The sequence below is a fragment of the Geodermatophilus sp. URMC 60 genome (genome assembly GCF_053502585.1).
In genome coordinates, this window is sequence record NZ_CP199958.1 from 3,005,015 (window position 1) to 3,027,056 (window position 22,042).

The following is a 22,042-nucleotide window of genomic DNA, read 5'->3' on the forward strand; positions in this document are numbered from 1 at the left end:
GCTCCGAGGCACCATCCCCGGAGCTCGCCAGCCGGGTGGCTCGGCGGTCCACGGACCATCCGCCCACCGGTATCAGCCGCAGCGCCCCGCTCCTCTGACCTCTGACCACCGGCCGGGCCCCCGCCCCCCGCCCCGCTCCCGTCACCGCCGACGGCGACCGGGCGGCGTGCCGACGACGGGAGTGACATGTCCGAGTCCACCGCCCCCGCCACGCCCCGCACCTCCGGCGGCACCGCCGTGCCCTTCTCGGCCGTCCCGGCCGCGAGCGGCCTGTACGACCCGGCCAACGACAAGGACGCCTGTGGCGTCGCCTTCGTCGCCGACGTGCGGGGTCGCGCCTCCCGGAAGATCGTGGCCGCCGGGCTCACCGCCCTGCACAACCTCGACCACCGCGGTGCGGCCGGCTCCGAGCCGAACTCCGGTGACGGCGCCGGCATCCTCACGCAGGTCCCCGACGCGCTGCTGCGCGCCGAGGTGGACTTCGACCTCCCGCCGGTGGGCGAGTACGCCGTCGGCATCGCCTTCCTGCCCGTCGACGAGGCCGAGCGCGCAGCCCGGGTCGAGGAGGTCGCCCGCCTCGCCGCCGAGGAGGGCCTGACCGTCCTCGGCTGGCGCGAGCTGCCGGTCGACCCGGACGGCGCCGACGTCGGCCCGACCGCGCGCGCGGTCATGCCGCACTTCGCCCAGGTGTTCGTCGCCGAGACCATCGGCGCCCGAGCCGACGCCTCGGCCTTCGGCGGGAACGTGGCCGTCAACGGCGTCACCCGGCTGGAGCGGCGCGCCTTCGTGCTGCGCAAGCGGGCCGAGCGGGCCGCCACCGAGGCGGGCAGCTCCCTGTACATCGTCTCGCTGTCGTCGCGGACCATCACCTACAAGGGCATGCTCACCACCGACCAGCTGCCCGCGTTCTTCCCCGACGTGCGCGACGAGCGCTACGAGTCGGCGATCGCGCTGGTGCACAGCCGCTTCTCCACCAACACCTTCCCGAGCTGGCCCCTGGCCCACCCCTTCCGGGTGATCGCGCACAACGGCGAGATCAACACCATCAAGGGCAACCGGAACCGGATGCGCGCCCGCGAGGCGAAGCTGGACACGGCGCTGTTCGACGGCCCGGCCGGCCCCGCGTCCGAGCTCGGCCTCGACCGGATCTTCCCCGTCACCGCCAGCGACTTCAGCGACTCGGCCACCTTCGACGAGGTGCTCGAGCTCCTGCACCTGTCCGGGCGCTCCCTGCCGCACGCGGTGCTCATGATGATCCCGGAGGCCTGGGAGAACCACGACGAGATGGACCCGGCCCGCCGGGCCTTCTACCGGTTCCACGCCTCGATCATGGAGCCGTGGGACGGGCCCGCCGCGGTCGCGTTCACCGACGGCACGCTCATCGGCGCCGTCCTCGACCGCAACGGGCTGCGCCCGGGCCGCTGGTGGCACACCAAGGACGACCTGGTCGTGCTGGCCAGCGAGGTCGGCGTCCTGGATGTCCCCGACTCCGAGGTCCGCGCCAAGGGCCGGCTCCAGCCGGGCCGGATGTTCCTCGTCGACACCGCGGCCGGGAAGATCGTCTCCGACGAGGAGGTCAAGGGCGCGCTGGCGGGAGAGCACCCCTACGAGGACTGGCTGCACGCCGGCCTCGTGCACCTGCCGCAGCTGCCCGAGCGCCGTCGCGCCCGGCCCAGCCACGAGTCCGTCGTCCGCCGGCAGCAGATGTTCGGCTACACCGAGGAGGACCTGCGCGTCCTGCTCACCCCCATGGCGTCCTCGGGTGCCGAGCCGATCGGCTCCATGGGCACCGACACCCCGGTGGCGGCGCTGTCGGACCGCTCCCGGCTGCTCTACGACTACTTCGGGCAGCTGTTCGCCCAGGTGACCAACCCCCCGCTGGACGCCATCCGCGAGGAGCTGGTGACCAGCCTGGGCCGCACCTTCGGCCCCGAGCAGAACCTGCTGCACGCCACCCCGGCGTCCTGCCGGCAGCTGTTCCTGCCCTACCCGGTCATCGACAACGACGAGCTGGCCAAGATCCTGCACATCGACGACGACGGCGACCTGCCCGGTTACGCCGCCGTCCGGATCACCGGCCACTACGACGTCAACGGCGGCGGCACGGCGCTGGCCGAGGCGGTCGAGCAGCTGCGCACCAAGGTCAGCAAGGCGATCGCCGCGGGCGCACGGATCATCGTCCTCTCCGACCGGGACTGCGACGAGAGCCGCGCTCCCATCCCCTCGCTGCTGATGACCGCCGCCGTCCACCACCACCTCGTGCGGCAGAAGACCCGCATGGAGGTCGGCCTGGTCGTCGAGTCCGGCGACTGCCGCGAGGTGCACCACGTCGCGCTGCTGCTCGGCTACGGCGCCGCCGCCGTCAACCCGTACCTGGCCTTCGAGTCCATCGAGGACCTCATCCGGGACGGCGTCCTGACCGGCATCCAGCCGGCCCAGGCGGTCCGCAACGTGGTCAAGGCCCTCGGCAAGGGCGTCCTGAAGGTCATGAGCAAGATGGGCATCAGCACCGTCGGCTCGTACACGATGGCGCAGATCTTCGAGGCCGTCGGCCTCTCCCAGGACGTCGTCGACGAGTACTTCACCGGCACCTCCTGCCCGCTCGGCGGCGTCGGCATCGACGTCCTCGCCGAGGAGGTGGCCATGCGCCACCGCCGCGCCTACCCGGAGAACCCCACCGAGCGCGCGCACCGGCGGCTGGAGACCGGCGGTGAGTACCAGTGGCGCCGCGAGGGGGAGGTGCACCTCTTCAACCCCGAGACGGTGTTCCTGCTCCAGCACGCCACCCGTTCGCGGCAGTACGAGGTGTTCGAGCGCTACACCGCCACCGTCGACAAGCTGTCGGAGGAGGCCGCCACCCTGCGCGGTCTGTTCACGATCAGGACCGGCGTGCGACCGCCCGTGCCGCTGGACGAGGTCGAGCCGGCCAGTGAGATCGTCAAGCGCTTCCAAACCGGCGCGATGAGCTACGGCTCCATCTCGCAGGAGGCGCACGAGACCCTGGCGATCGCCATGAACCGGCTGGGCGGCAAGTCCAACACCGGTGAGGGCGGCGAGGACCCCGACCGCTTCCAGCCCGACCCGAACGGCGACCTGCGCCGCTCGGCGATCAAGCAGGTGGCCAGCGGCCGGTTCGGCGTCACCAGCGAGTACCTGGTCAACGCCGACGACATCCAGATCAAGATGGCGCAGGGCGCCAAGCCCGGCGAGGGCGGCCAGCTGCCCGGCGCCAAGGTGTACCCGTGGGTGGCCCGCACCCGGCACTCGACGCCGGGCGTCGGCCTGATCAGCCCGCCGCCGCACCACGACATCTACTCGATCGAGGACCTCAAGCAGCTGATCCACGACCTGAAGAACGCCAACAACGAGGCGCGGGTCCACGTCAAGCTGGTCAGCGAGGTCGGGGTCGGGACGGTTGCGGCCGGCGTGAGCAAGGCGCACGCCGACGTCGTCCTCATCTCCGGGCACGACGGCGGAACGGGTGCGGCGCCGCTGACCTCGCTCAAGCACGCCGGCTCGCCGTGGGAGCTGGGCCTGGCCGAGACGCAGCAGACGCTGCTGGCCAACGGACTGCGCGACCGCATCGTCGTCCAGGCCGACGGGCAGATGAAGACCGGCCGCGACGTGCTCATCGCCGCGCTGCTGGGTGCCGAGGAGTACGGCTTCGCCACCGCTCCGCTGGTCGTCTCCGGCTGCGTGATGATGCGCGTCTGCCACCTCGACACCTGCCCCGTCGGCGTCGCGACGCAGAACCCGGAGCTGCGCAAGCGGTTCACCGGGCGGCCGGAGTTCGTGGTCACCTTCTTCGAGTTCCTCGCCGAGCAGGTGCGCCAGTACCTCGCCGAGCTGGGCTTCCGCTCGATGGACGAGGCGATCGGCCACGCCGAGCTGCTCGACACCCGCAAGGCGGTCGACCACTGGAAGGCCGCCGGGCTGGACCTCTCGCGCATGCTGGCGGTGCCGGCGCTGCCCGAGGGCGCTGCCCGGCACCGGGTGCGCACCCAGGACCACGGTCTCGACGTCGCGCTGGACCAGACGCTGATCCAGCTCTGCGAGGGTGCGCTGCTCGACGCGCGGCCGGTGAGCCTCGAGCTGCCGGTGCGCAACGTCAACCGCACCGTCGGCACGATGCTGGGCTCGATGGTCACCCGGCGCTTCGGCGGCGAGGGCCTGCCCGACGGCACGATCGACCTGACCTTCACCGGGTCGGCCGGCCAGTCCTTCGGCGCGTTCGTGCCGCGGGGCGTCACGATGCGGCTGTTCGGCGACGCGAACGACTACGTCGGCAAGGGCCTCTCCGGCGGGCGGATCGTCGTCCGCCCGGCGCGCGAGGCCACCTTCGCCGCCGAGGACAACGTCCTCGCCGGCAACGTCATCGCCTACGGCGCCACCGCGGGCGAGGTCTTCCTCCGCGGCCGGGTCGGCGAGCGGTTCTGCGTGCGCAACTCCGGCGCGCTGGCCGTCGTCGAGGGCGTGGGCGACCACGCGCTGGAGTACATGACCGGCGGGGCCGCGGTGATCCTCGGCCCGACCGGCCGCAACATCGCGGCCGGCATGTCCGGCGGCATCGGCTACGTCCTGGACCTGGCCCGGCACCGGGTCAACTCCGAGATGGTGGACGTCGAGCCGCTGGACGGCGAGTCCGCGCAGTGGCTGCGCGACGTGCTGGTCCGCTACGCCGCGGACACCGAGTCGCCCGTGGCCTCCGCGCTGCTGGCCGACTGGGGCCGCTGGTCCGAGCGGTTCAGCGTGATCATGCCGCGCGACTACCGGCGCGCGCTCGAGGCCCGGCGGACCGCCGAGGCCGCCGGGACGGATGTGGACCGAGCTGTGATGGAGGCCGCACGTGGCTGACTCGACCGGATTCCTCAAGCACGAGCGGGCGCTGCCGCCGCGGCGTCCCGTCGACGTGCGGATCCTGGACTGGAAGGACGTCTACCTCTCCCGGCAGAACGGTGAGGACGCCGTCTTCCCGGTCACCGCGGTGCGCCAGCAGGCCGCCCGGTGCATGGACTGCGGCATCCCGTTCTGCCATCACGGCTGCCCTCTGGGCAACCTGATCCCGGAGTGGAACGACCTCGCCCGCCGCGACGACTGGACCGAGGCGATCGAGCGGCTGCACGCCACCAACAACTTCCCGGAGTTCACCGGGAAGCTGTGCCCGGCTCCGTGCGAGGGCTCCTGCGTGCTGAACCTGCAGGAGTCGCCGGTCACGATCAAGCAGATCGAGTGGGAGATCATCGACCAGGCGTTCCAGCGTGACCTGGTCAAGCCGGTTCCCCCGCAGGAGCACACCGGCAAGAAGGTCGCCGTCATCGGCTCCGGGCCCGCCGGGCTGGCCGCCGCCCAGCAGCTCACCCGCGCCGGGCACGACGTCACCGTCTTCGAGCGGGCCGACCGCGTCGGCGGGCTGCTGCGCTACGGCATCCCCGAGTTCAAGATGGAGAAGGCCGTGCTCGACCGGCGGCTGGACCAGATGCGGGCCGAGGGCACCCGGTTCGTCACCGGGGTCGAGGTCGGCAGCGGCCGGGACGGCGCGCCGACCGCCGAGCAGCTGCGCGAGGAGTTCGACGCCGTCGTCCTGGCCGGTGGCGCCACGGTGGGCCGCGACCTGCCGGCGCCGGGCCGGGAGCTCTCCGGCATCCACCTGGCGATGGAGTACCTGCCCTTCGGCAACCGGCAGGCGCTCGGCGAGCTCGACGAGCCGCCGATCGACGCCCACGGCAAGCACGTCGTGATCATCGGCGGCGGTGACACCGGCGCCGACTGCCTGGGCACCGCTCACCGGCAGGGTGCGCTCTCGGTGACCCAGCTGGAGATCATGCCGGCGCCGCCGGACCGCCGCGCCGAGACCAACCCGTGGCCGACCTACCCGATGGTCATGCGGGTCTCCAGCGCCCACGAGGAGGGCGGGGAGCGGCTCTACTCGGTCAACACCGAGCGCTTCGTCGGCGACGAGGACGGCAACCTGCGTGCCCTGCTCATCCACGACGTGGAGCGGGTCGACGGGAGGTTCCAGAAGGTCGAGGGCACCGAGCGGGAGCTGCCCGCCGACCTGGTGTTCCTCGCCATGGGCTTCACCGGCGCCCAACGCGAGGGCCTCGTCGAGGCGCTCGGCGTCGAGCTCGACCAGCGCGGCAACGTCGCCCGCGACGACGAGTTCATGTCGACCGTGCCCGGTGTCTTCGTCGCCGGGGACATGGGCCGCGGCCAGTCCCTCATCGTGTGGGCGATCGCCGAGGGCCGGGCCGCCGCGGGCGGCGTCGACGCCTGGCTGACCGGCGCGACGACGCTGCCGCGTCCGGTGACCCCGACCGCGGTGGCGCTCCGGTAGCAGGAGGACCCCCCTGCCCCCGCCACTCGCGAGCTCGTGGCGGGCCCCTGCAGGGGGCCGTTCCCGTTCCCCACCTGGCCGAGGGCCGGACCCCGCATCCGCGGGGCCCGGCCCTCGTCGCGTGCCGAGCGACGTCACAGTGCACCCTCCCGGCGCTCGCCGGGCCGCGCCACTAGCGTCTGACCCATGTCCCGTCGCGCGAAGATCGTCTGCACGCTCGGTCCGGCGACCGGCTCCCTGGAGCAGGTCACCGCCCTCGTCGAGTCGGGGATGGACGTCGCCCGGCTGAACTTCAGCCACGGCGCGCACGCCGACCACGAGCGGGCCTACCGCATGGTGCGTGAGGCGTCCGACCGCACCGGTCGCGCCGTCGCCATCCTCGCCGACCTGCAGGGCCCCAAGATCCGTCTCGGCACCTTCACCGACGGCCCGGTCACCTGGGAGACGGGCAGCCGGGTCTGCATCACCGTGGACGACGTCGAGGGCACCGCCGAGCGGGTCTCCACCACCTACAAGGGCCTGGCGGCCGACGCCAAGGTGGGCGACCGGCTGCTGGTCGACGACGGCAAGCTGGCGCTGTCGGTCGTCGGGATCGAGGGCCCCGACGTGGCGTGCCTCGTCGTCGAGGGCGGCGAGGTGTCGAACAACAAGGGCCTGTCGCTGCCCGGCGTCGCGGTCAGCGTGCCGGCGATGTCGGACAAGGACGAGGAGGACCTCCGCTTCGCCCTGCACATGGGCGTCGACTTCGTCGCGCTGTCCTTCGTGCGCTCGCCGCGCGACGTGGAGCTGGTGCGCGACGTCATGCGCCAGGAGGACGTCTACGTCCCGGTGATCGCCAAGCTGGAGAAGCCCGAGGCGGTGGAGAACCTGGAGGCCATCGTCGAGGCCTTCGACGGGGTCATGGTCGCCCGCGGTGACCTGGGCGTGGAGCTCGCCCTGGAGCAGGTGCCGCTGGTGCAGAAGCGGGCGGTGCAGGCGGCCCGCGAGCGCAACAAGCCGGTCATCGTGGCCACCCAGATGCTCGAGTCCATGATCACCAACTCCCGGCCCACGCGCGCGGAGGCCTCGGACGTCGCCAACGCCGTCCTGGACGGCGCGGACGCGGTGATGCTGTCGGGGGAGACCTCGGTGGGGCGCTACCCGATCGCCGCGGTGCGGACCATGGAGCGGATCATCGACACCGTCGAGAGCGACGGCGTGCGCGTTCCCGAGCTGGTCCGCCGGTCGCGGTCCCGGTCCGGCGCCATCGTCCGGTCCGCCCGGGACATCGCCGAGTCCCTCGACGTCAAGGCCCTGGCCACCTTCACGCAGACCGGCGGCAGCGCCCGGCGGCTGGCCGCGCTGCACCCCCGGATGCCGCTGCTCGCCTTCACCGTCGACGCGCGGGTGCGCAGCCAGCTGGCACTGTCCTGGGGCGTGGAGACCTTCCTGGTCCCCGAGGTGCACCACACCGACGACATGGTCCGGCAGGTCGACTTCTCCCTGCTGTCCATCGGCCGCCTCAAGGAGGGCGACCGGGTCGTCGTCGTCGCCGGCAGCCCCCCGAACACCCCGGGGTCGACCAACCTCATCCGGGTGCACGAGGTGGGCACCGACTCGTGACGGGCCTGCAGGACGGCAGCCAGGCCGCGTCGCTGATGGCGGTCCTCGATCTCGAGGAGCGCCAACCCGACCTGTACGTCGGGCAGACGCCGCGGACGCCACTGCAGCGCATCTTCGGCGGGCAGGTGGCCGGGCAGGCCCTCATGGCGGCTGCACGGACGCTGCCGGGTGAGCGCAGCGTGCACTCGCTGCACTCGTACTTCCTCCGGCCCGGCGACCCGCACGAGGAGATCCGCTACGCCGTCGAGCGGATCCGGGACGGGCGCACGTTCAGCACCCGGCGGGTCATCGCCTGCCAGCGGCGCCGGGGTGAGGACGTGGCGATCTTCGCCCTCACCGCCGACGCCGCGGTCCCCGAGACCCCGGTCGTCGAGCACGCGCTGCCGATGCCCGAGGTGCCGGCGCCGGAGACCCTGCCGAGCCTGCCCGAGGTCGTCGCGCCCCACGGGGAGCGGGCCGCCGCTGCGCTCGCCATCAGCCAGGCGGTGGAGCAGCGGCTGCTCGAGGACCCCTTCGACCGGACGCCGAAGTCGCCGCCGGACACCCGCACCTGCGTCTGGATGCGGGTCGCCGGCCGGCTGCCCGAGGACGGCAACGTGCACCGCGCGGCACTGACCTTCGTCAGCGACCTGACCCTGCTCTCGGCCGGGCTGGCCCGCACCGGCGGCGGCTGGGGCGGGGAGTACGTCGGCGCCAGCCTCGACCACGCGGTGTGGTTCCACGCGCCGGTGCGGGCCGACGAGTGGTTCCTCTACGAGACCGACAGCCCCGCGGCCTCCGGCGGCCGGGCGCTGTGCTTCGGCCAGCTGTGGGCGGCCGACGGCACGCACGTGGCCACGGTCGCGCAGCAGGGCCTCATCCGGTCGCTGCGCGGCTGAAGGACCCCGCTGCCCCACCCCTCGCGAGCTCGTGGCGGGGCCCTACAGAGGGGCCGCGTCGGTCTCCGGGCGGCCGGCCCCCTCGGGGAGCGTGGCCTGCGGCGGCGTCAGGTCCTCCTGGGCCCGGGCCTGGGTGGCCGTCTCGTCCTGCGCGGCGGGGGTCTCGACCGGGGCCGGCGGGGTCTGGGCGCGGGCGGCCTCCTCGCGAGCCCGCTCGGCCGCGGCGCGGCGCTCGGCCTCCTCCCGCGCGCGCTCGGCGGCGGACTCGGCGAAGTCGGCGGCCAGCCAGTCGTGGCCCTCGCACAGCAGCGTCCAGGCCCGCTGGACGTGCGCCCGCGTCGTCGACGGCGCGCCGATCGCCACCCGCAGCACCACCTGGCCGCGGACGGTGGTGTGGGTCAGGAACACCTCGCCACCGTCGTTGAGCCGCTCGAGCAGCGTCATGGTGGCGACGTCGGCGTCCACCTCGTCGGCCCAGCGCGGGCGCAGGCACACCAGCGAGAGCGGATGCGGGGCGACGACCTCGAAGCGGTCGTCGGCCGCCGCCCAGCCGGCCAGCTCCTGCGCGAGCGCGACGCCGGACCGGATGTGCGCCCGCAGCCCCTCCGCGCCGTACCACCGCAGCACGAACCACAGCTTGAGCGCGCGGAAGCGGCGGCCGAGCTCGATCTGCCAGTCGCGGTAGTCGACGACCGCGCCGGCGTCGGTCGCGGCGTTGCGCAGGTACTCCGGCAGGATCGCCAGCGCGCCGGTCAGCGCGGCCCGGTCGGCCACCCAGAACAGCGTCGCGTCGAAGCCGGTGAGCAACCACTTGTGCGCGTCGGTGGTGTAGCTGTCGGCCCACTCGACGCCGGCCTGCAGCCCTCGGAGCTCGGGGACGACCGCGCTCACGCCCGCGTAGGCGGCGTCCACGTGCAGCCACACGCCGGCATCGCGGCAGATCGGGCCCAGCTCGGCGAGCGGGTCGACCGCCGTCGTCGACGTCGTCCCCACGGTGGCGCAGACCAGCACCGGGCGGTAGCCGCGGGCGACGTCCCGCTCCAGGCGCGCCTTCAGGGACTGCGGGCGCATCGCCAGGTCGCCGTCCACCTCGACGATGCGGACGGCGTCGCTGCCGAGGCCGGCGATGCGCACGGCCTTCTCCATCGAGGAGTGCGTCTCCGCGGAGACGTAGACGGTGCACTCGTCGGGCCGCACACCGGAGCGCACCGTCGCGCCGCCGCTGGCCCGGTGCAGGGCCGCTAGCAGTGCGACGAGGTTGGCCCCGGAGCTCGAGTCCTGCACCACCCCGCCACCGGGCCCGGTCGACAGGAAGGTCTCCGGCAGGCCGAGCAGGCCGGCGAACCAGTCGAGGACGTGCTGCTCGAGCTCGGTGGCCGCCGGGCTGGTCACCCACGACATGCCCTGCACGCCCAGGCCCGCCGAGACCAGGTCGCCGAGCACCGAGGGCCCGGACGTGTTGGCCGGGAAGTAGCCGAGGAAGCCGGGGTGCTGCCAGTGGGTGAGCCCGGGGAGGACGACGCGGTCGAGGTCGGCCAGGACGGTGCCGAACGGCTCGCCCTGCTCGGGCGGGGCGTCGGGCAGTGCGGCGCGCACGTCGCCGGGGGCGGCGGGGGAGCGGACGGGGAGCGAGCCGACCCGCGTCCAGTAGTCGGCGATCCAGTCGACGACCTCGTGGCCGTGCCGACGGAACTGCTCCGGGGTCATGTGCGGTGCGGACGACGTCGGCTCGGGCTCGCTCACGGCCCCACCGTAATGGCCTGGTCCCGGCGTCCTGCCGGGCGAGCGGGGACCCGAGGGTCCCGCGCGACCGGGGCGCAGTGGTGGTCGGGGACGGCATGTAGTGCGGTGCGGTCCGGAGGACCGCGATGTCGAGGTGCCCCCGGTGCGACTCGAACGCACACTGCGCGGGTTTTGAATCCGCTCCCTCTGCCGATTGGGGTACGGGGGCGTACCGGCCGGCGGTCGTGCAGCAGCCTAACGGGCCTTCGAGTTCCGCCCGGCATCGCTAGGCTCCGGCGCGTGAGCAGCGAGCCGATCCGGGTCCTCATCGCCGAAGACGAGGCGCTCATCCGCCTCGACCTCAAGGAGATGCTCGAGGAGGAGGGGTACACCGTCGTCGCGGAGGTGGGCGACGGACAGCAGGCCGTCGACCAGGCCACCGAGCTGCGGCCGGACCTGGTCGTCCTCGACATCCAGATGCCGGTCCTCGACGGGCTCTCGGCGGCCGAGCAGATCGCCTCGGCGCGCATCGCCCCGGTCATCGTGCTCACCGCCTTCAGCCAGCGGGAGCTGGTCGAACGGGCCCGTGACGCCGGCGCGATGGCCTACCTCGTCAAGCCGTTCTCCAAGAACGACCTGGTGCCGGCGATCGAGGTGGCACGGGGCCGGTTCGCCGAGATGACCGCCCTGGACGGCGAGGTGCGCACGCTCGAGGAGCGCCTGGAGACCCGCAAGGTGGTCGAGCAGGCCAAGGGCAAGCTGATGGCCGACCAGGGGCTCACCGAGGCCGAGGCCTTCCGGTGGATCCAGCGGACGGCGATGAACGAGCGCACGTCGATGAAGGCCCTCGCGCAGCGCATCCTGCAGCCGCAGGCCGCCACGGACCCGACGACGGGCAGTTGACGCCTGCGGTGTGACGCCGGTCGCGTGCCCGACACGCCGTGTGACGAGGCGGAAGCCGGGAGGTCACGACCTGATCACGGTCCGGTCGACCCCTGCTCCAGCTCCGGATCCGGCAGTTACCTTCCCCCCACTGACCGGTCGCCCGCCTGGGCGGACGGGAGCACGACCGACACCACAGTGGGAGTTGTTTGATGCGCACAGGCATCCTCGCGCGCAACGCCGCCGTCGCGGCCGCGGCCCTCCTCGTCCTGACCGCCTGCAGCGGCGGTGGCGACGAAGGAGGAGGCGGCGGCGGTGACGCGGCCGGCGGAACGGGCGGCGGCGGCGAGCAGGCGGTCAACGTCTACGGCACCGACGGCAACATGGGCAACGCGCTGGGTGAGTCCTTCACCGCGCCGGGCTCCCTGGCCGGCATGAAGGGCACGACGCCGCTCACCGACCTCGGCTCGGAGTTCACCGACCGGCTGCTCGAGATCGACCCGAACCTGCAGGACTACAACTACGCCGGCGAGACCTACGACGCGGTGATCGTCACGGCACTCGCCGCGCAGGCGGCCGGTACCAACGACGCGAACGTCTTCAAGGCGTTCATCAACGGGATCACCGTGGGCGGCGAGCAGTGCACCGACTTCGCGGCCTGCCTGGAGATCGTCAACAACGGCGGGAACGTCGACTACGACGGCATCTCCGGTCCGCTGAGCTTCACCGACGCCGGCGAGCCGGCGGAGGCGAGCTTCGGCATCCTGCAGTTCGGCGAGGACAACCAGCTCGACCAGGACGCCACCGACTTCGTCCTCGCCGGCGACGAGGCCAACGCCACGAGCGACGAGGGCCCGGCCCCCGCCGCGCCCGGCGCCACCGGCGAGCCGCTCGTGATCGGGACCCTGCTGCCGCTGACCGGGAACCTGGCGTTCCTCGGCCCGCCCGAGGTCGCCGGCGCCCGCCTGGCGGTCAACGACATCAACGCCGCCGGCGGCGTGCTGGGCCAGCCGGTCCAGCTCATCGAGGGTGACTCCGGTGACGCCTCGACCGACACCGCGACCCAGACGGTCGACCGCCTGCTGCAGGGCGGCGCCAACGCCATCATCGGCGCGGCGTCCTCGGGCGTCAGCCTGACCGTCATCGACCGGATCACCGGTGCCGGTGTCGTCCAGTTCTCGCCGGCGAACACCTCCGACCAGTTCACCGACTACAACGACAACGGGCTGTACTTCCGCAGCGCGCCGCCGGACACGCTGCAGGCCCGGGCGCTGTCCGACCTGATCATCAACGACGGCAACAACACCGTCGGGATCATGGCGCTCAACGACCCGTACGGCACCGGTCTGATGGAGAACACCCGCGAGAACCTGATCGCGGCGGGCCTGGCCGAGGACAGCATCCAGACGCTGACCTACGACCCGCAGGCGGCGAACTACGACGCCGAGATCCAGCAGATGGTGGACTTCGCCCCCGATGCCATCGTGGTGATCGGCTTCGAGGAGTCCGCGCGCATCCTCGAGGGTCTCAACTCGCAGGGCATCGGCCCGGCGCGTTGATCCCCGCAGGCGTCCACCGCGGCGCCTGACCGACCGGCCCGGTGGCCCGGCACCCCGCGTGGGGGCCGGGCCACCGGTGTGTCCGGGCCCGGTCAGCGCTGCACGTGCTGTCCCGGCGGCCGCCAGTCGGCCGGCCGGCCGGTGTGGTTGGAGAACTCCACGGACCAGCGCCACCAGCTGTGGTCCCCGGCGTGCTCCCAGGAGGTCAGGACGCCGACCTCGCCGCCGGGCAGCAGGACCGGCAGGCCGTACAGCTCCGGCCCCGGCCACACCTCGCTCCGGCGGACCTGTCCGCCGTCGAACTCGAGCAGGGTGAGGGGCGAGTAGTCGCCGTCCCGGTCGGCGTCGGCACGCAGCACCAGCGCGCCGTCGTCGGTCCGCACCTCCAGGTGCAGCTGGGCGGGCGCGGCGTGCACCAGCACGCGGGAGAAGCCGCTCGCCGTCGTGCAGCGCGCGAACTCCAGGCCGTTCATCCCGCCGTCGCGGGACCGCAGATCCCAGGTCCAGTTCATGCCCGTGGCCTACCCAGCACGACGGCGCCGGCCCCACAGGGGACCGGCGCCGTACTGGTGAGGTGCTGGAACGGCCCCGCTGCAGGGCGCCGCCACGAGCTCGCGAGTGGGGGGCAGCGGGGTCCTTCCCCTTCCTCAGTGCGCCTTGGCCAGCGTCCCCAGGTAGAGCTCGATGACCTTGGGGTCGTGCATGAGCGAGTCACCGGTGTCGGTGTAGGCGTTGCGGCCCTGGTCGAGGACGTAGCCGCGGTCGCAGATCTGCAGGCACCGGCGGGCGTTCTGCTCGACCATGATGATCGAGACACCGGTCGCGTTGATCCGCCGGCAGCGGATGAACACCTCGTCCTGGTAGGCGGGGGAGAGGCCGGCCGACGGCTCGTCGAGCAGCAGGACCGACGGCTCCATCATCAGCGCGCGCCCCATGGCCACCATCTGCCGCTCACCGCCCGACAGCGACCCGGCCTTGATCTTGCGGCGTTCCCCCAGGAGCGGGAACAGGTCGGCCACGTAGTCGAAGCGCTCGCGGAAGACCTTGGGCCGCAGGTAGGCGCCCATCTGCATGTTCTCCTCGATGGTCAGCGAGGGGAACACGTTGTTGTTCTGCGGCACGTAGCCGACACCCAGGGAGACGAGCCGGTGGGCCGGCGCGGACGTGATCTCCTCGCCGCGGAGGCTCACCGTGCCCGAGCGCACCGGGATCAGCCCGAACAGCGTCTTGAGCAGCGTGGACTTCCCGGCTCCGTTCGGGCCGATGATGCCGACCAGCTCGCCGTCCTGCAGGTAGAAGTCGCAGCCGTTGAGGATGTTGACGCCGGGCACGTACCCGGCGACCAGCTCGTCGGCGCGGACCAGCGCGTCCTCGGCGAGCCGCACGTGCTCCTCGCGGGTGGCGGCCAGCTCGGCCCGGGACATCTCCCCGGCGATCGCCCGCTGGTCGGGGGTGCCGCCGTCGGAGTGCCCGACCTGGAACATCGGGTCCTCCATGGCCGGGTCGTCCATGGTGCTCATCGGTCCTCCTCGCGTCGGGTGTCGGAGCCGATGACGTCGCCGTCGGCGTGTTCCTCGCGGGCGATGGCCGCCTCGGCCTCGGCGAGGACGCGGTCCTCCTCCTCGACGGTGAGCGGGGCGTCGTGGTGCGCGCCGAGGTAGGCGTCGACGACCGCCTGGTTCTGGCTGATCGACTCCGGCGGGCCCTCCGCGATGACCTTGCCGGCGGCCATGACGACGACCCAGTCGCTGATGTCGCGGACGACGTCCATGTCGTGCTCGACGAACACGACCGTCATGCCCTGCTCGCGCAGGTCCTTGACGTGCCCGAGCAGGCTCTGGGTGAGGGCCGGGTTCACGCCGGCCATCGGCTCGTCGAGCATGACGACCTTCGGGTCGCTCATGAGCGCGCGGGCCATCTCCAGCAGCTTGCGCTGGCCGCCGGAGAGCGTGCCGGCGAAGTCGTCCTTCTTCCGGTCCAGCTTGAAGCGGGTGAGCAGGTCCATCGCCTTCTCGGTGTTCGCCCGCTCCTGGCCGCGCCAGGTGCTCGGGACCAGCGCGCGCAGGAAGCTCTCGCCCCGCTGCCCCTGGGCGCCGAGCAGCATGTTCTGCAGCACCGTCAGCCGCGAGAGAGCCTTGGTCAGCTGGAAGGTGCGGACGACGCCCAGCCGGGCCACCTGGTGCGGCGCCAGCTTGCCCAGCGAGCGGCCGTCGAAGGACCACGTGCCGGTGTTGGGCTGGTCGAAGCCGGTCAGCAGGTTGAACAGCGTCGTCTTGCCGGCACCGTTGGGCCCGATCAGGCCGGTGATGCCGCCGCGCTGCACCTCCAGGTGGTCGACCGACACCGCGGTGAGACCACCGAAGGTGCGGGTGACCCCGTCGACGACGATGGCCGGGTCGGGCTTGGCCACCCCGATCTCCCAGGGGACGTCGCGCAGCGCGGCCCGGGCGAGCAGGCGGGGTGCTCCGCCGGTCGCCGCCGGGTCCAGGGACGCGGCGTGCGCGCCGTGCGGGGCCGGCTGGCCGGGGGTGTGGTCAGCGGGCATCGAGCATCACCTCTCGTCGGTCGCCGAAGATGCCCTGTGGCCGGAAGACCAGCAGCAGCATGAGTCCGAGCCCGATCAGCACGAACCGGATCTGAGCCACGTCGGTCGCCGAGAGCAGGTCCTCGGGGATGACACCGTTGTCGATGAGCGTACGCAGGCCGGTGTCGGCGAACTGGATGATGAAGAACATCAGCATCGCGCCGACGACCGGGCCGAGGACGCGGGCCGCGCCGCCGAGGATGAGGGCGGCGTAGGCCAGGAACGTGTTGGCGTTCTGGTACTGGTCGGGGTTGGCCGACGCGGTGCCGAGGGCGTAGACCATGCCGCCCAGGGCGCCGAGCACGCCACCGAGGACCAGGGCCTGCATCTTGTAGACGTAGACGTTCTTGCCGAGCGCGCGCACCGCGTCCTCGTCCTCGCGGATGGACTTCACCACCCGGCCCCAGGGGCTGCGCACGAGCAGCCAGATCAGCAGGCACGACAGCGCGACGAGGATCCACCCCACCGCGGTCACCCACAGCTCCGCGCCGCTCCACTGGGTGCCCAGGATCGGATAGCGGCGGGAGGTGTCCCACGGCGCCATGGCCACGAAGTCGGCGTTGAAGCCGGACAGGCCGCGGGTGCCGTTGGTGACCGGGGTGGCCGACACCGAGCGGAACAGCAGCCGCAGTCCCTCGGCCGCCGCGATGGTCGCGATGGCGAGGTAGTCGGCGCGCAGCCGCAGGGTCGGCAGACCCAGTAGGAGGGCCAGGACGACCGCGGCGAGCAGCCCGACGACGACGCCCACCCAGAACGGCAGGCCCCACTGGCTCACCGAGATGGCGATGCCGTAGCCGCCGAGCATCGCGAAGGCGATCTGCCCGAAGTTCAGCAGCCCGGCGTAGCCGAACTGCACGTTGATGCCGATGGCCAGCAGCGCGAGGAAGACGGCCTGGAAACCCAGGCCGGCCTTGAGCGCGATGGCCAAGGCGTCGATCAGCTCACCCATCGTTCAGCCCACTCTCACCCGGCTGCCGAGGATGCCCTGCGGCCGCACGATCAGGATGACGATCAGCAGGAGCAGCCCGCCGACGTACTTGACGTCGTTCGGGATGACCAGCGTCGACATCTGCACGAAGACACCCACCACGATGCTGCCCACGAGGGCGCCGTAGGCGGTGCCGAGACCGCCGAGGGTCACCCCGGCGAACATGAGCAGCAGCAGCCGGAAGCCCATGTCCCACTGCACCTCGTCGGAGAGGCCGAGCAGGACGCCGCCGAGGGCCGCGAGCGCGCCGCCCATCATCCAGACGACCAGGATCACCCGGTTGACGTTGATGCCCGAGGACGCCGCGAGGTCGCGGTTGTCGGCGACCGCCCGCATCGCCTTGCCGATCTTGGTGCGCTGCAGCATGACGGCCACCAGCACCAGGACGACCAGCGCGATGACGATCGACGACAGGTCGGCGTTGGTCATGGTGAACAGGCCGTAGTCGACCGCCCGCTGGCCCCGGTAGTCGGCGTACGCCTCCGAGCCGCCGCCGAAGATGATCTGGTACAGGTAGCGCAGCAGCAGCGACAGGCCGATCGAGATGACCAGCGCAGCGACCAGGCCGGTGCCGCGCCGGCGCAGCGGCCGCCAGATCGCCAGCTCGTTGAGCGCCCCGACCCCCGCGCCGATCACCATGGCGATCAGTGCGGCCGGGATCAGCGGCACGCCGCCCTGCACGTTGATGAACCACGCGGCCATCGCGCCGATGGTCACCAGCTCGCCGTGCGCGAAGTTGGTCAGCCCGGTGGTGCCGAAGATCAGCGAGAGGCCGACCGCCGCCATGGCGATGAGCAGGCCGAAGCGCAGGCCCTCGACGAGCAGCTGCACCCATCGGACGGTGCCGCCGCCGGCCTCCCGGCTGCCGTCGCTGAGCGCGATGATCACGCCCTGGTTGCGGCCCGCGTCGACGGTGACCGTGCGGCTGTTCTCCCCGGTGAGCACCACGCCCTCGGGCAGGTCCTCGGCGTCGATGGTGACCGTGTACTGGCCCGGCCCCGGCAGCGGCACCGCCCACTGGCCGTTCTCGTCGGTCTCCGCCGTGTCGACGTCGGCACCGTCGGCGGTCGTGACGACCACCTCCACGCCCTCGATCGGCCCGCTGGCGTTGGTCCGCAGGGTGCCCGACACCTGCTCGGAGGCCGTGGTCTCCTCGGTCTGCGCCGACGCGGTACCTGGCGCCAGCGTCAGGGCGAGGCCGCCGAGGACGCTCAGCAGGAGCAGGCGGAGCAGCATCCGGCCACCGGCGGCACGGGATCTCCGTGCGGACCGGTGCCGGACAGGGGCGGGTCCCCTGGGTGCACCGCGTCCCGGTACACGGCCTGGTGCGTGCGTCACTCGACCTCCCTGGCTCTGTGCATGACGGGGGACGGTAACCCAGCGGTGTTGCGGTTCGTCGTCCTCGCGCCCAGCTGTTACCTGTCCGCGACACGCCGCATGCGTCACGCCCGTCCCACGGCGGCGCGCCGTCGTGATCACGCCCGTCGCCGGGTGCACGCTCTGGCCACCGTCCAGGGAGGCCCTCGTGTCAGTTCCCGGTTCCCGGTCCCGCGTCACGACGCGCGCTGCGCGTCCCGCCGACCTGCCCGCCGTGCTGGCCCTGGTGCGCCAGCACCGCGCGGAGGCCCACGCCGAGGGGGTGCTGACCGGTCAGACCCCGGGGGTCGCGGCCGCGGCGGGCTTCCGCCGGCTGCTCGCCGACCCGGCGCACCGGGTCGTGCTGGCCGTGCTGCCCGGCCCGAACGCGCCCGACGGCGGCGGGGACGGCGGCGAGCTGGCCGTGGGTCTGGCCGTGCTCGGGGTCGACCCGCTGTCGGTGGTGCTCGGCGTCCCGCAGGTGACCGTCGACAACCTCGTCGTCCACCGCGACCACCGGCGGCGCGGCGCCGGTGCCGCGCTGCTCTCGGCCGCCGTGGCCCACGCCTCCCAGGTGGGCGCCGCGCACGTCGTGGCGGCGGTCGGCGGGCACGAGGCCGAGCGGCAGCGCTTCTTCGCCCGGTTGGGGTTCGCACCGCTGACCACCCGGCGGATCGTGCCCCGGGAGACCCTCGAGCGGACGCTGGCGGTCTGGCAGCGCGGCGGGGGCCCCGTCCCGGTGCCGCGCCGCCCGTCGGTGCGCCGTCGTCCGCCGTCGCGGCTGGTGCCGCTGCTCGACGCCGCTGAGCGGTGACGCGGCCCCGTCCAGAGGCCCGCCGCGAGCCCGCGAGCGGTGAGGGGGACGGGATCCTCCTTCAGGCGGAGAGGAGCATGCAGGTGAGCCGGGCGGTGGCGGTCACGCGCCCCTGCTCGTCGGTGACCTCGACGGTGAAGGTCGCCAGCGTGCGGCCGCGGCGGACCGGCGTCGCCACGGCGGTGACGACCCCCTCGGTGGCCGCCCGCAGGTAGCTGACGTTGAGCTCCACCCCGACCGCCTGCCGGCCCGGGCCCGCGCCCAGCGCCGCGGCCCAGGAGCCGACGGTCTCGACCAGCGAGCAGGTGGCGCCGCCGTGCAGCAGGCCGAACGGCTGCTGGTTGCCCTCGACCGGCATGGTGGCGACGACGTGGTCGGGGTCGAAGTCGGTGATCCGGATGCCCAGCTTGTCGTCCAGCGGGCTCATCCGCCCGGCGTCGAGCCAGGTGGGAGGGTCGGCGGTCACCCCGGCACCGTAGCCAGCGCCGCGCCGGCGCGGGCCCTGGGCTCGGCGGCGGGCCGTGTCGGAGGGCGCACCTAGGATCGGCGTCGATGTCCGCTCCGGTTGCCACCTCTGCGCCCACCGCTCCGACGGCCTCCCCGGCCGCCCAGCGCCCGCGGCTGCTGCTGCTCGACGGTCACTCGCTGGCCTACCGCGCCTTCTTCGCCCTGCCGGTCGAGAACTTCTCGACGACGACCGGGCAGCCGACCAACGCGGTCTACGGCTTCACGTCGATGCTGATCAACGTGCTGCGCGATGAGCAGCCGACGCACGTGGCGGTCGCCTTCGACGTGGGCCGCAAGACCTTCCGCAGCGAGATCTACGCGGAGTACAAGGCCAACCGGAGCGAGAGCCCGACCGACTTCCGCGGCCAGGTCAGCCTGATCCAGGAGGTGCTGGCCGCGCTGCACATCCCGGTCATCACCGCCGAGGGCTACGAAGCCGACGACGTCATCGCGACGCTCACCGTGGCCGCCGTCGAGCAGGGCATGGACGTGCTCATCTGCACCGGCGACCGCGACGCGCTGCAGCTGGTCAACGAGCACGTCACCGTGCTCTACCCGCGCAAGGGGGTCTCGGACCTGACCCGGTTCACGCCGGAGGAGGTCGAGGCCAAGTACGGCCTGTCGCCCACGCAGTACCCCGACTTCGCGGCACTGCGGGGCGACCCCAGCGACAACCTGCCGAGCATCCCGAGCGTGGGGGAGAAGACCGCGGCCAAGTGGGTCCGCGAGTACGGCTCGCTCGACGCGCTCGTCGACCGGGTCGACACGGTGAAGGGCAAGGTCGGCGACAAGCTGCGCGAGCACCTGTCCTCGGTGCTGCAGAACCGGCGGCTGACCGAGCTGGACCGCGCCGTGCCGCTGGAGCTCGGCCCGGCCGACCTCGCCGTCCGGCCCTGGGACCGCAACGAGGTGCACACCCTCTTCGACAACCTGCAGTTCCGGGTGCTGCGCGACCGGCTGTTCGCCACGCTCACCAGCGCCGAGCCGGAGGCCGAGGGCGGCTTCGACGTCACCGAGGACGAGGTGCCCGCGGGAGGCCTGGGCGACTGGCTCGCCGAGCACGCCCGCACCGGCCGCACGGGGCTGATCTTCCGCGGCACCTGGGCGCGCGGCACCGGCGAGCTGACCGGCCTGGCGCTGGCCGCGGCCAACGACCGCGCGACCTTCGTCGACCTGGGCCCCGACCTCGACGCCGCCGACGAGCAGGCGCTGGCCGCCTGGCTCGCCGACCCGGCCACCCAGAAGGTCGTGCACGAGGTCAAGGGGCCGCTGCTGGCGGTCTGGGCCCGCGGCTGGGACCTCGCCGGCGTGGTCAGCGACACCGCGCTGGCCGCCTACCTGGCGCTCCCCGGGCAGCGGTCCTTCGACCTGGGCGACCTCGCCGTCCGCTACCTGCGCCGCGAGCTGAAGGACTCCGCCGCCGAGGAGACCCAGCTGACGCTGGACGGGATGGGGCCCTCCGAGGAGGACCTCGCCCGGGAGGCCGCGCACGCCGACGTCCTCAAGGCCGTCGCGGTCAACGACCTCTCCGACGCGCTCGAGTCCGTGCTCGGCCAGCGCGGCGGCGACTCGCTGCTCGGCGAGATCGAGCTGCCGCTGACCTTCGTGCTGGCCCGCATGGAGCAGCGCGGCATCGCCGCCGACCTGGACTTCCTGCACGAGCTGCAGCGGGAGTTCGCCGACGGGGTGGCCGCCGCGGCCGCAGAGGCGTACGCGGTGATCGGTCGCGAGGTGAACCTCGGCTCGCCCAAGCAGCTGCAGTCGGTGCTCTTCGACGAGCTGGGCCTGCCGAAGACCAAGAAGATCAAGTCCGGGTACACGACGGACGCCGAGGCGCTGACCAACCTGCTGGCGCAGACCGGGCACCCGTTCCTCGAGCACCTGCTGCGGCACCGCGACGTCACCCGGCTGCGCACCGTCATCGACGGCCTCATCCCGATGGTCGACGACGTGGGGCGCATCCACACGACGTTCCAGCAGACGATCGCCGCCACCGGCCGGCTCTCCTCGACCGACCCGAACCTGCAGAACATCCCGATCCGCACCGCGGAAGGCCGCCGGATCCGGCAGGCGTTCATCGTCGGCTCCGGCTACGAGTCGCTGATGACGGCGGACTACAGCCAGATCGAGATGCGGATCATGGCGCACCTCTCCGGCGACGAGGGGCTCATCGAGGCCTTCACGTCGGGGGAGGACCTGCACTCCTTCGTGGCGTCACGGGCGTTCGACATCCCGATCGAGGACGTCGACCCGGAGATGCGCCGCCGGATCAAGGCGATGAGCTACGGCCTGGCCTACGGCCTGTCGGCCTACGGGCTGGCCTCGCAGCTGCGCATCACCACCGAGGAGGCGCGCGAGCAGATGCACGCCTACTTCGAGCGCTTCGGCGGCATCCGCGAGTACCTCGACGGCGTCGTGGACGACGCCCGGCAGACCGGGTACACCGAGACGACGCTGGGGCGCCGCCGCTACCTGCCCGACCTGACCAGCGACAACGGTCAGCGTCGGCAGATGGCCGAGCGGATGGCGCTCAACGCCCCCATCCAGGGCTCGGCCGCGGACGTGATCAAGGTGGCGATGCTGCGGGTCGAGCAGGCCATCGCCGACGAGGGACTGCGTTCCCGGACGCTGCTGCAGGTGCACGACGAGCTCGTGCTCGAGGTGGCGCCGGGAGAGCGGGAGGCGCTGGAGACGCTGGTCCGCCGCGAGATGGCCGGCGCCGCGCAGCTCTCGGTGCCGCTGGAGGTCTCGGTCGGCTTCGGCCGGACCTGGAACGAGGCCGCCCACTGAGTGGGGGCGCCGCGCTCAACCGGGGC

The 22,042-nt window shown here is 72.8% G+C and carries 15 protein-coding genes and 1 tRNA gene; 8 read left to right on the forward strand and 8 right to left on the reverse strand.

The annotated features are described in order from the left end of the window. Positions 1-186 precede the first annotated feature (186 nt). The 4 genes from gltB to ACWIX3_RS14305 all read left to right on the forward strand — a co-directional run bounded on the left by gltB (position 187) and on the right by ACWIX3_RS14305 (position 8,814). Positions 187-4,854 carry a glutamate synthase large subunit gene (gltB, locus tag ACWIX3_RS14290; protein WP_448608018.1) on the forward strand — a complete coding sequence of 1,556 codons (4,668 nt, stop codon included), beginning with the start codon at positions 187-189 and terminating at the stop codon, positions 4,852-4,854. Beyond that, a complete protein-coding gene (locus tag ACWIX3_RS14295) occupies positions 4,847-6,334 on the forward strand; it encodes a glutamate synthase subunit beta (protein WP_448608019.1) in 1,488 nt (495 codons plus the stop codon). Before gltB ends, ACWIX3_RS14295 begins: the two co-directional genes overlap by 8 nt. A gap of 186 nt (positions 6,335-6,520) precedes the next feature. Further along, the gene (pyk, locus tag ACWIX3_RS14300) at positions 6,521-7,936 is read left to right on the forward strand and encodes a pyruvate kinase (protein ID WP_448608020.1); all 1,416 of its coding nucleotides are present in this window, start codon (positions 6,521-6,523) and stop codon (positions 7,934-7,936) included. Further along, a complete protein-coding gene (locus ACWIX3_RS14305; protein WP_448608021.1) occupies positions 7,933-8,814 on the forward strand; it encodes an acyl-CoA thioesterase in 882 nt (293 codons plus the stop codon). The genes pyk and ACWIX3_RS14305 overlap by 4 nt, the downstream gene beginning before the upstream one ends. Before the next feature lie 42 nt (positions 8,815-8,856). Here the strand turns inward: ACWIX3_RS14305 and ACWIX3_RS14310 are convergent, their stop codons facing one another. Further along, the gene (locus tag ACWIX3_RS14310; protein ID WP_448608022.1) at positions 8,857-10,557 is read right to left on the reverse strand and encodes an aminotransferase class V-fold PLP-dependent enzyme; all 1,701 of its coding nucleotides are present in this window, start codon (positions 10,555-10,557) and stop codon (positions 8,857-8,859) included. Between the two features lie 134 nt (positions 10,558-10,691). Continuing rightward, positions 10,692-10,765: transfer RNA gene (locus tag ACWIX3_RS14315), tRNA-Leu, on the reverse strand. A gap of 71 nt (positions 10,766-10,836) precedes the next feature. On the opposite strand from ACWIX3_RS14315, the gene ACWIX3_RS14320 reads away from it, so the two are divergent. Together ACWIX3_RS14320 and ACWIX3_RS14325 are read left to right on the forward strand one after the other, a co-directional pair. Continuing rightward, positions 10,837-11,439 carry an ANTAR domain-containing response regulator gene (locus ACWIX3_RS14320; protein WP_448608023.1) on the forward strand — a complete coding sequence of 201 codons (603 nt, stop codon included), beginning with the start codon at positions 10,837-10,839 and terminating at the stop codon, positions 11,437-11,439. 191 nt (positions 11,440-11,630) lie between these two features. Beyond that, a complete protein-coding gene (locus ACWIX3_RS14325; protein ID WP_448608024.1) occupies positions 11,631-12,977 on the forward strand; it encodes an ABC transporter substrate-binding protein in 1,347 nt (448 codons plus the stop codon). Positions 12,978-13,069: 92 nt separating this feature from the next. Here ACWIX3_RS14325 and ACWIX3_RS14330 read toward each other — a convergent pair whose 3' ends face one another. From ACWIX3_RS14330 to ACWIX3_RS14350, 5 genes are all read right to left on the reverse strand, one after another. Beyond that, entirely contained in the window at positions 13,070-13,489 is a 420-nt protein-coding gene (locus ACWIX3_RS14330; protein ID WP_448608025.1) for a DUF7712 family protein, read from the reverse strand. Positions 13,490-13,624: 135 nt separating this feature from the next. Then, positions 13,625-14,497 (reverse strand): ABC transporter ATP-binding protein, encoded by an 873-nt coding sequence (locus tag ACWIX3_RS14335; protein ID WP_448608026.1) that lies wholly within the window; start codon positions 14,495-14,497, stop codon positions 13,625-13,627. Then, positions 14,494-15,522: an ABC transporter ATP-binding protein gene (locus ACWIX3_RS14340; RefSeq protein WP_448608027.1), complete on the reverse strand. Its 1,029-nt coding sequence runs from the start codon at positions 15,520-15,522 to the stop codon at positions 14,494-14,496. Before ACWIX3_RS14340 ends, ACWIX3_RS14335 begins: the two co-directional genes overlap by 4 nt. After that, the gene (locus tag ACWIX3_RS14345; protein WP_448608028.1) at positions 15,512-16,510 is read right to left on the reverse strand and encodes a branched-chain amino acid ABC transporter permease; all 999 of its coding nucleotides are present in this window, start codon (positions 16,508-16,510) and stop codon (positions 15,512-15,514) included. Before ACWIX3_RS14345 ends, ACWIX3_RS14340 begins: the two co-directional genes overlap by 11 nt. A 3-nt stretch (positions 16,511-16,513) precedes the next feature. Then, entirely contained in the window at positions 16,514-17,785 is a 1,272-nt protein-coding gene (locus tag ACWIX3_RS14350; protein ID WP_448608029.1) for a branched-chain amino acid ABC transporter permease, read from the reverse strand. 289 nt (positions 17,786-18,074) lie between these two features. Here ACWIX3_RS14350 and ACWIX3_RS14355 point away from each other — a divergent pair, with 289 nt between their 5' ends. After that, positions 18,075-18,719, forward strand: a complete 645-nt coding sequence (locus ACWIX3_RS14355; RefSeq protein WP_448608030.1) for a GNAT family N-acetyltransferase — start codon at positions 18,075-18,077, stop codon at positions 18,717-18,719. Between the two features lie 61 nt (positions 18,720-18,780). On the opposite strand, the gene ACWIX3_RS14360 is transcribed toward ACWIX3_RS14355, so the two are convergent. Further along, positions 18,781-19,185, reverse strand: coding sequence for a PaaI family thioesterase (locus tag ACWIX3_RS14360; protein WP_448608031.1), 405 nt, complete (start codon positions 19,183-19,185; stop codon positions 18,781-18,783). An 86-nt stretch (positions 19,186-19,271) separates the two neighbouring features. On the opposite strand from ACWIX3_RS14360, the gene polA reads away from it, so the two are divergent. Next, positions 19,272-22,016 (forward strand): DNA polymerase I, encoded by a 2,745-nt coding sequence (gene polA / locus ACWIX3_RS14365; RefSeq protein ID WP_448608032.1) that lies wholly within the window; start codon positions 19,272-19,274, stop codon positions 22,014-22,016. Positions 22,017-22,042 lie beyond the last annotated feature (26 nt).

Bases quoted from the DNA above. Each gene is read 5' to 3' on its own strand.
- ACWIX3_RS14340 (WP_448608027.1), bottom strand. From the start codon at position 15,522: ATGCCCGCTGACCACACCCCCGGCCAGCCGGCCCCGCACGGCGCGCAC.
- ACWIX3_RS14330 (WP_448608025.1), bottom strand. From the start codon at position 13,489: ATGAACTGGACCTGGGATCTGCGGTCCCGCGACGGCGGGATGAACGGC.
- polA (WP_448608032.1), top strand. From the start codon at position 19,272: ATGTCCGCTCCGGTTGCCACCTCTGCGCCCACCGCTCCGACGGCCTCC.
- ACWIX3_RS14345 (WP_448608028.1), bottom strand. From the start codon at position 16,510: ATGGGTGAGCTGATCGACGCCTTGGCCATCGCGCTCAAGGCCGGCCTG.
- ACWIX3_RS14325 (WP_448608024.1), top strand. From the start codon at position 11,631: ATGCGCACAGGCATCCTCGCGCGCAACGCCGCCGTCGCGGCCGCGGCC.
- ACWIX3_RS14335 (WP_448608026.1), bottom strand. From the start codon at position 14,497: ATGAGCACCATGGACGACCCGGCCATGGAGGACCCGATGTTCCAGGTC.
- ACWIX3_RS14350 (WP_448608029.1), bottom strand. From the start codon at position 17,785: ATGCTGCTCCGCCTGCTCCTGCTGAGCGTCCTCGGCGGCCTCGCCCTG.
- pyk (WP_448608020.1), top strand. From the start codon at position 6,521: ATGTCCCGTCGCGCGAAGATCGTCTGCACGCTCGGTCCGGCGACCGGC.
- gltB (WP_448608018.1), top strand. From the start codon at position 187: ATGTCCGAGTCCACCGCCCCCGCCACGCCCCGCACCTCCGGCGGCACC.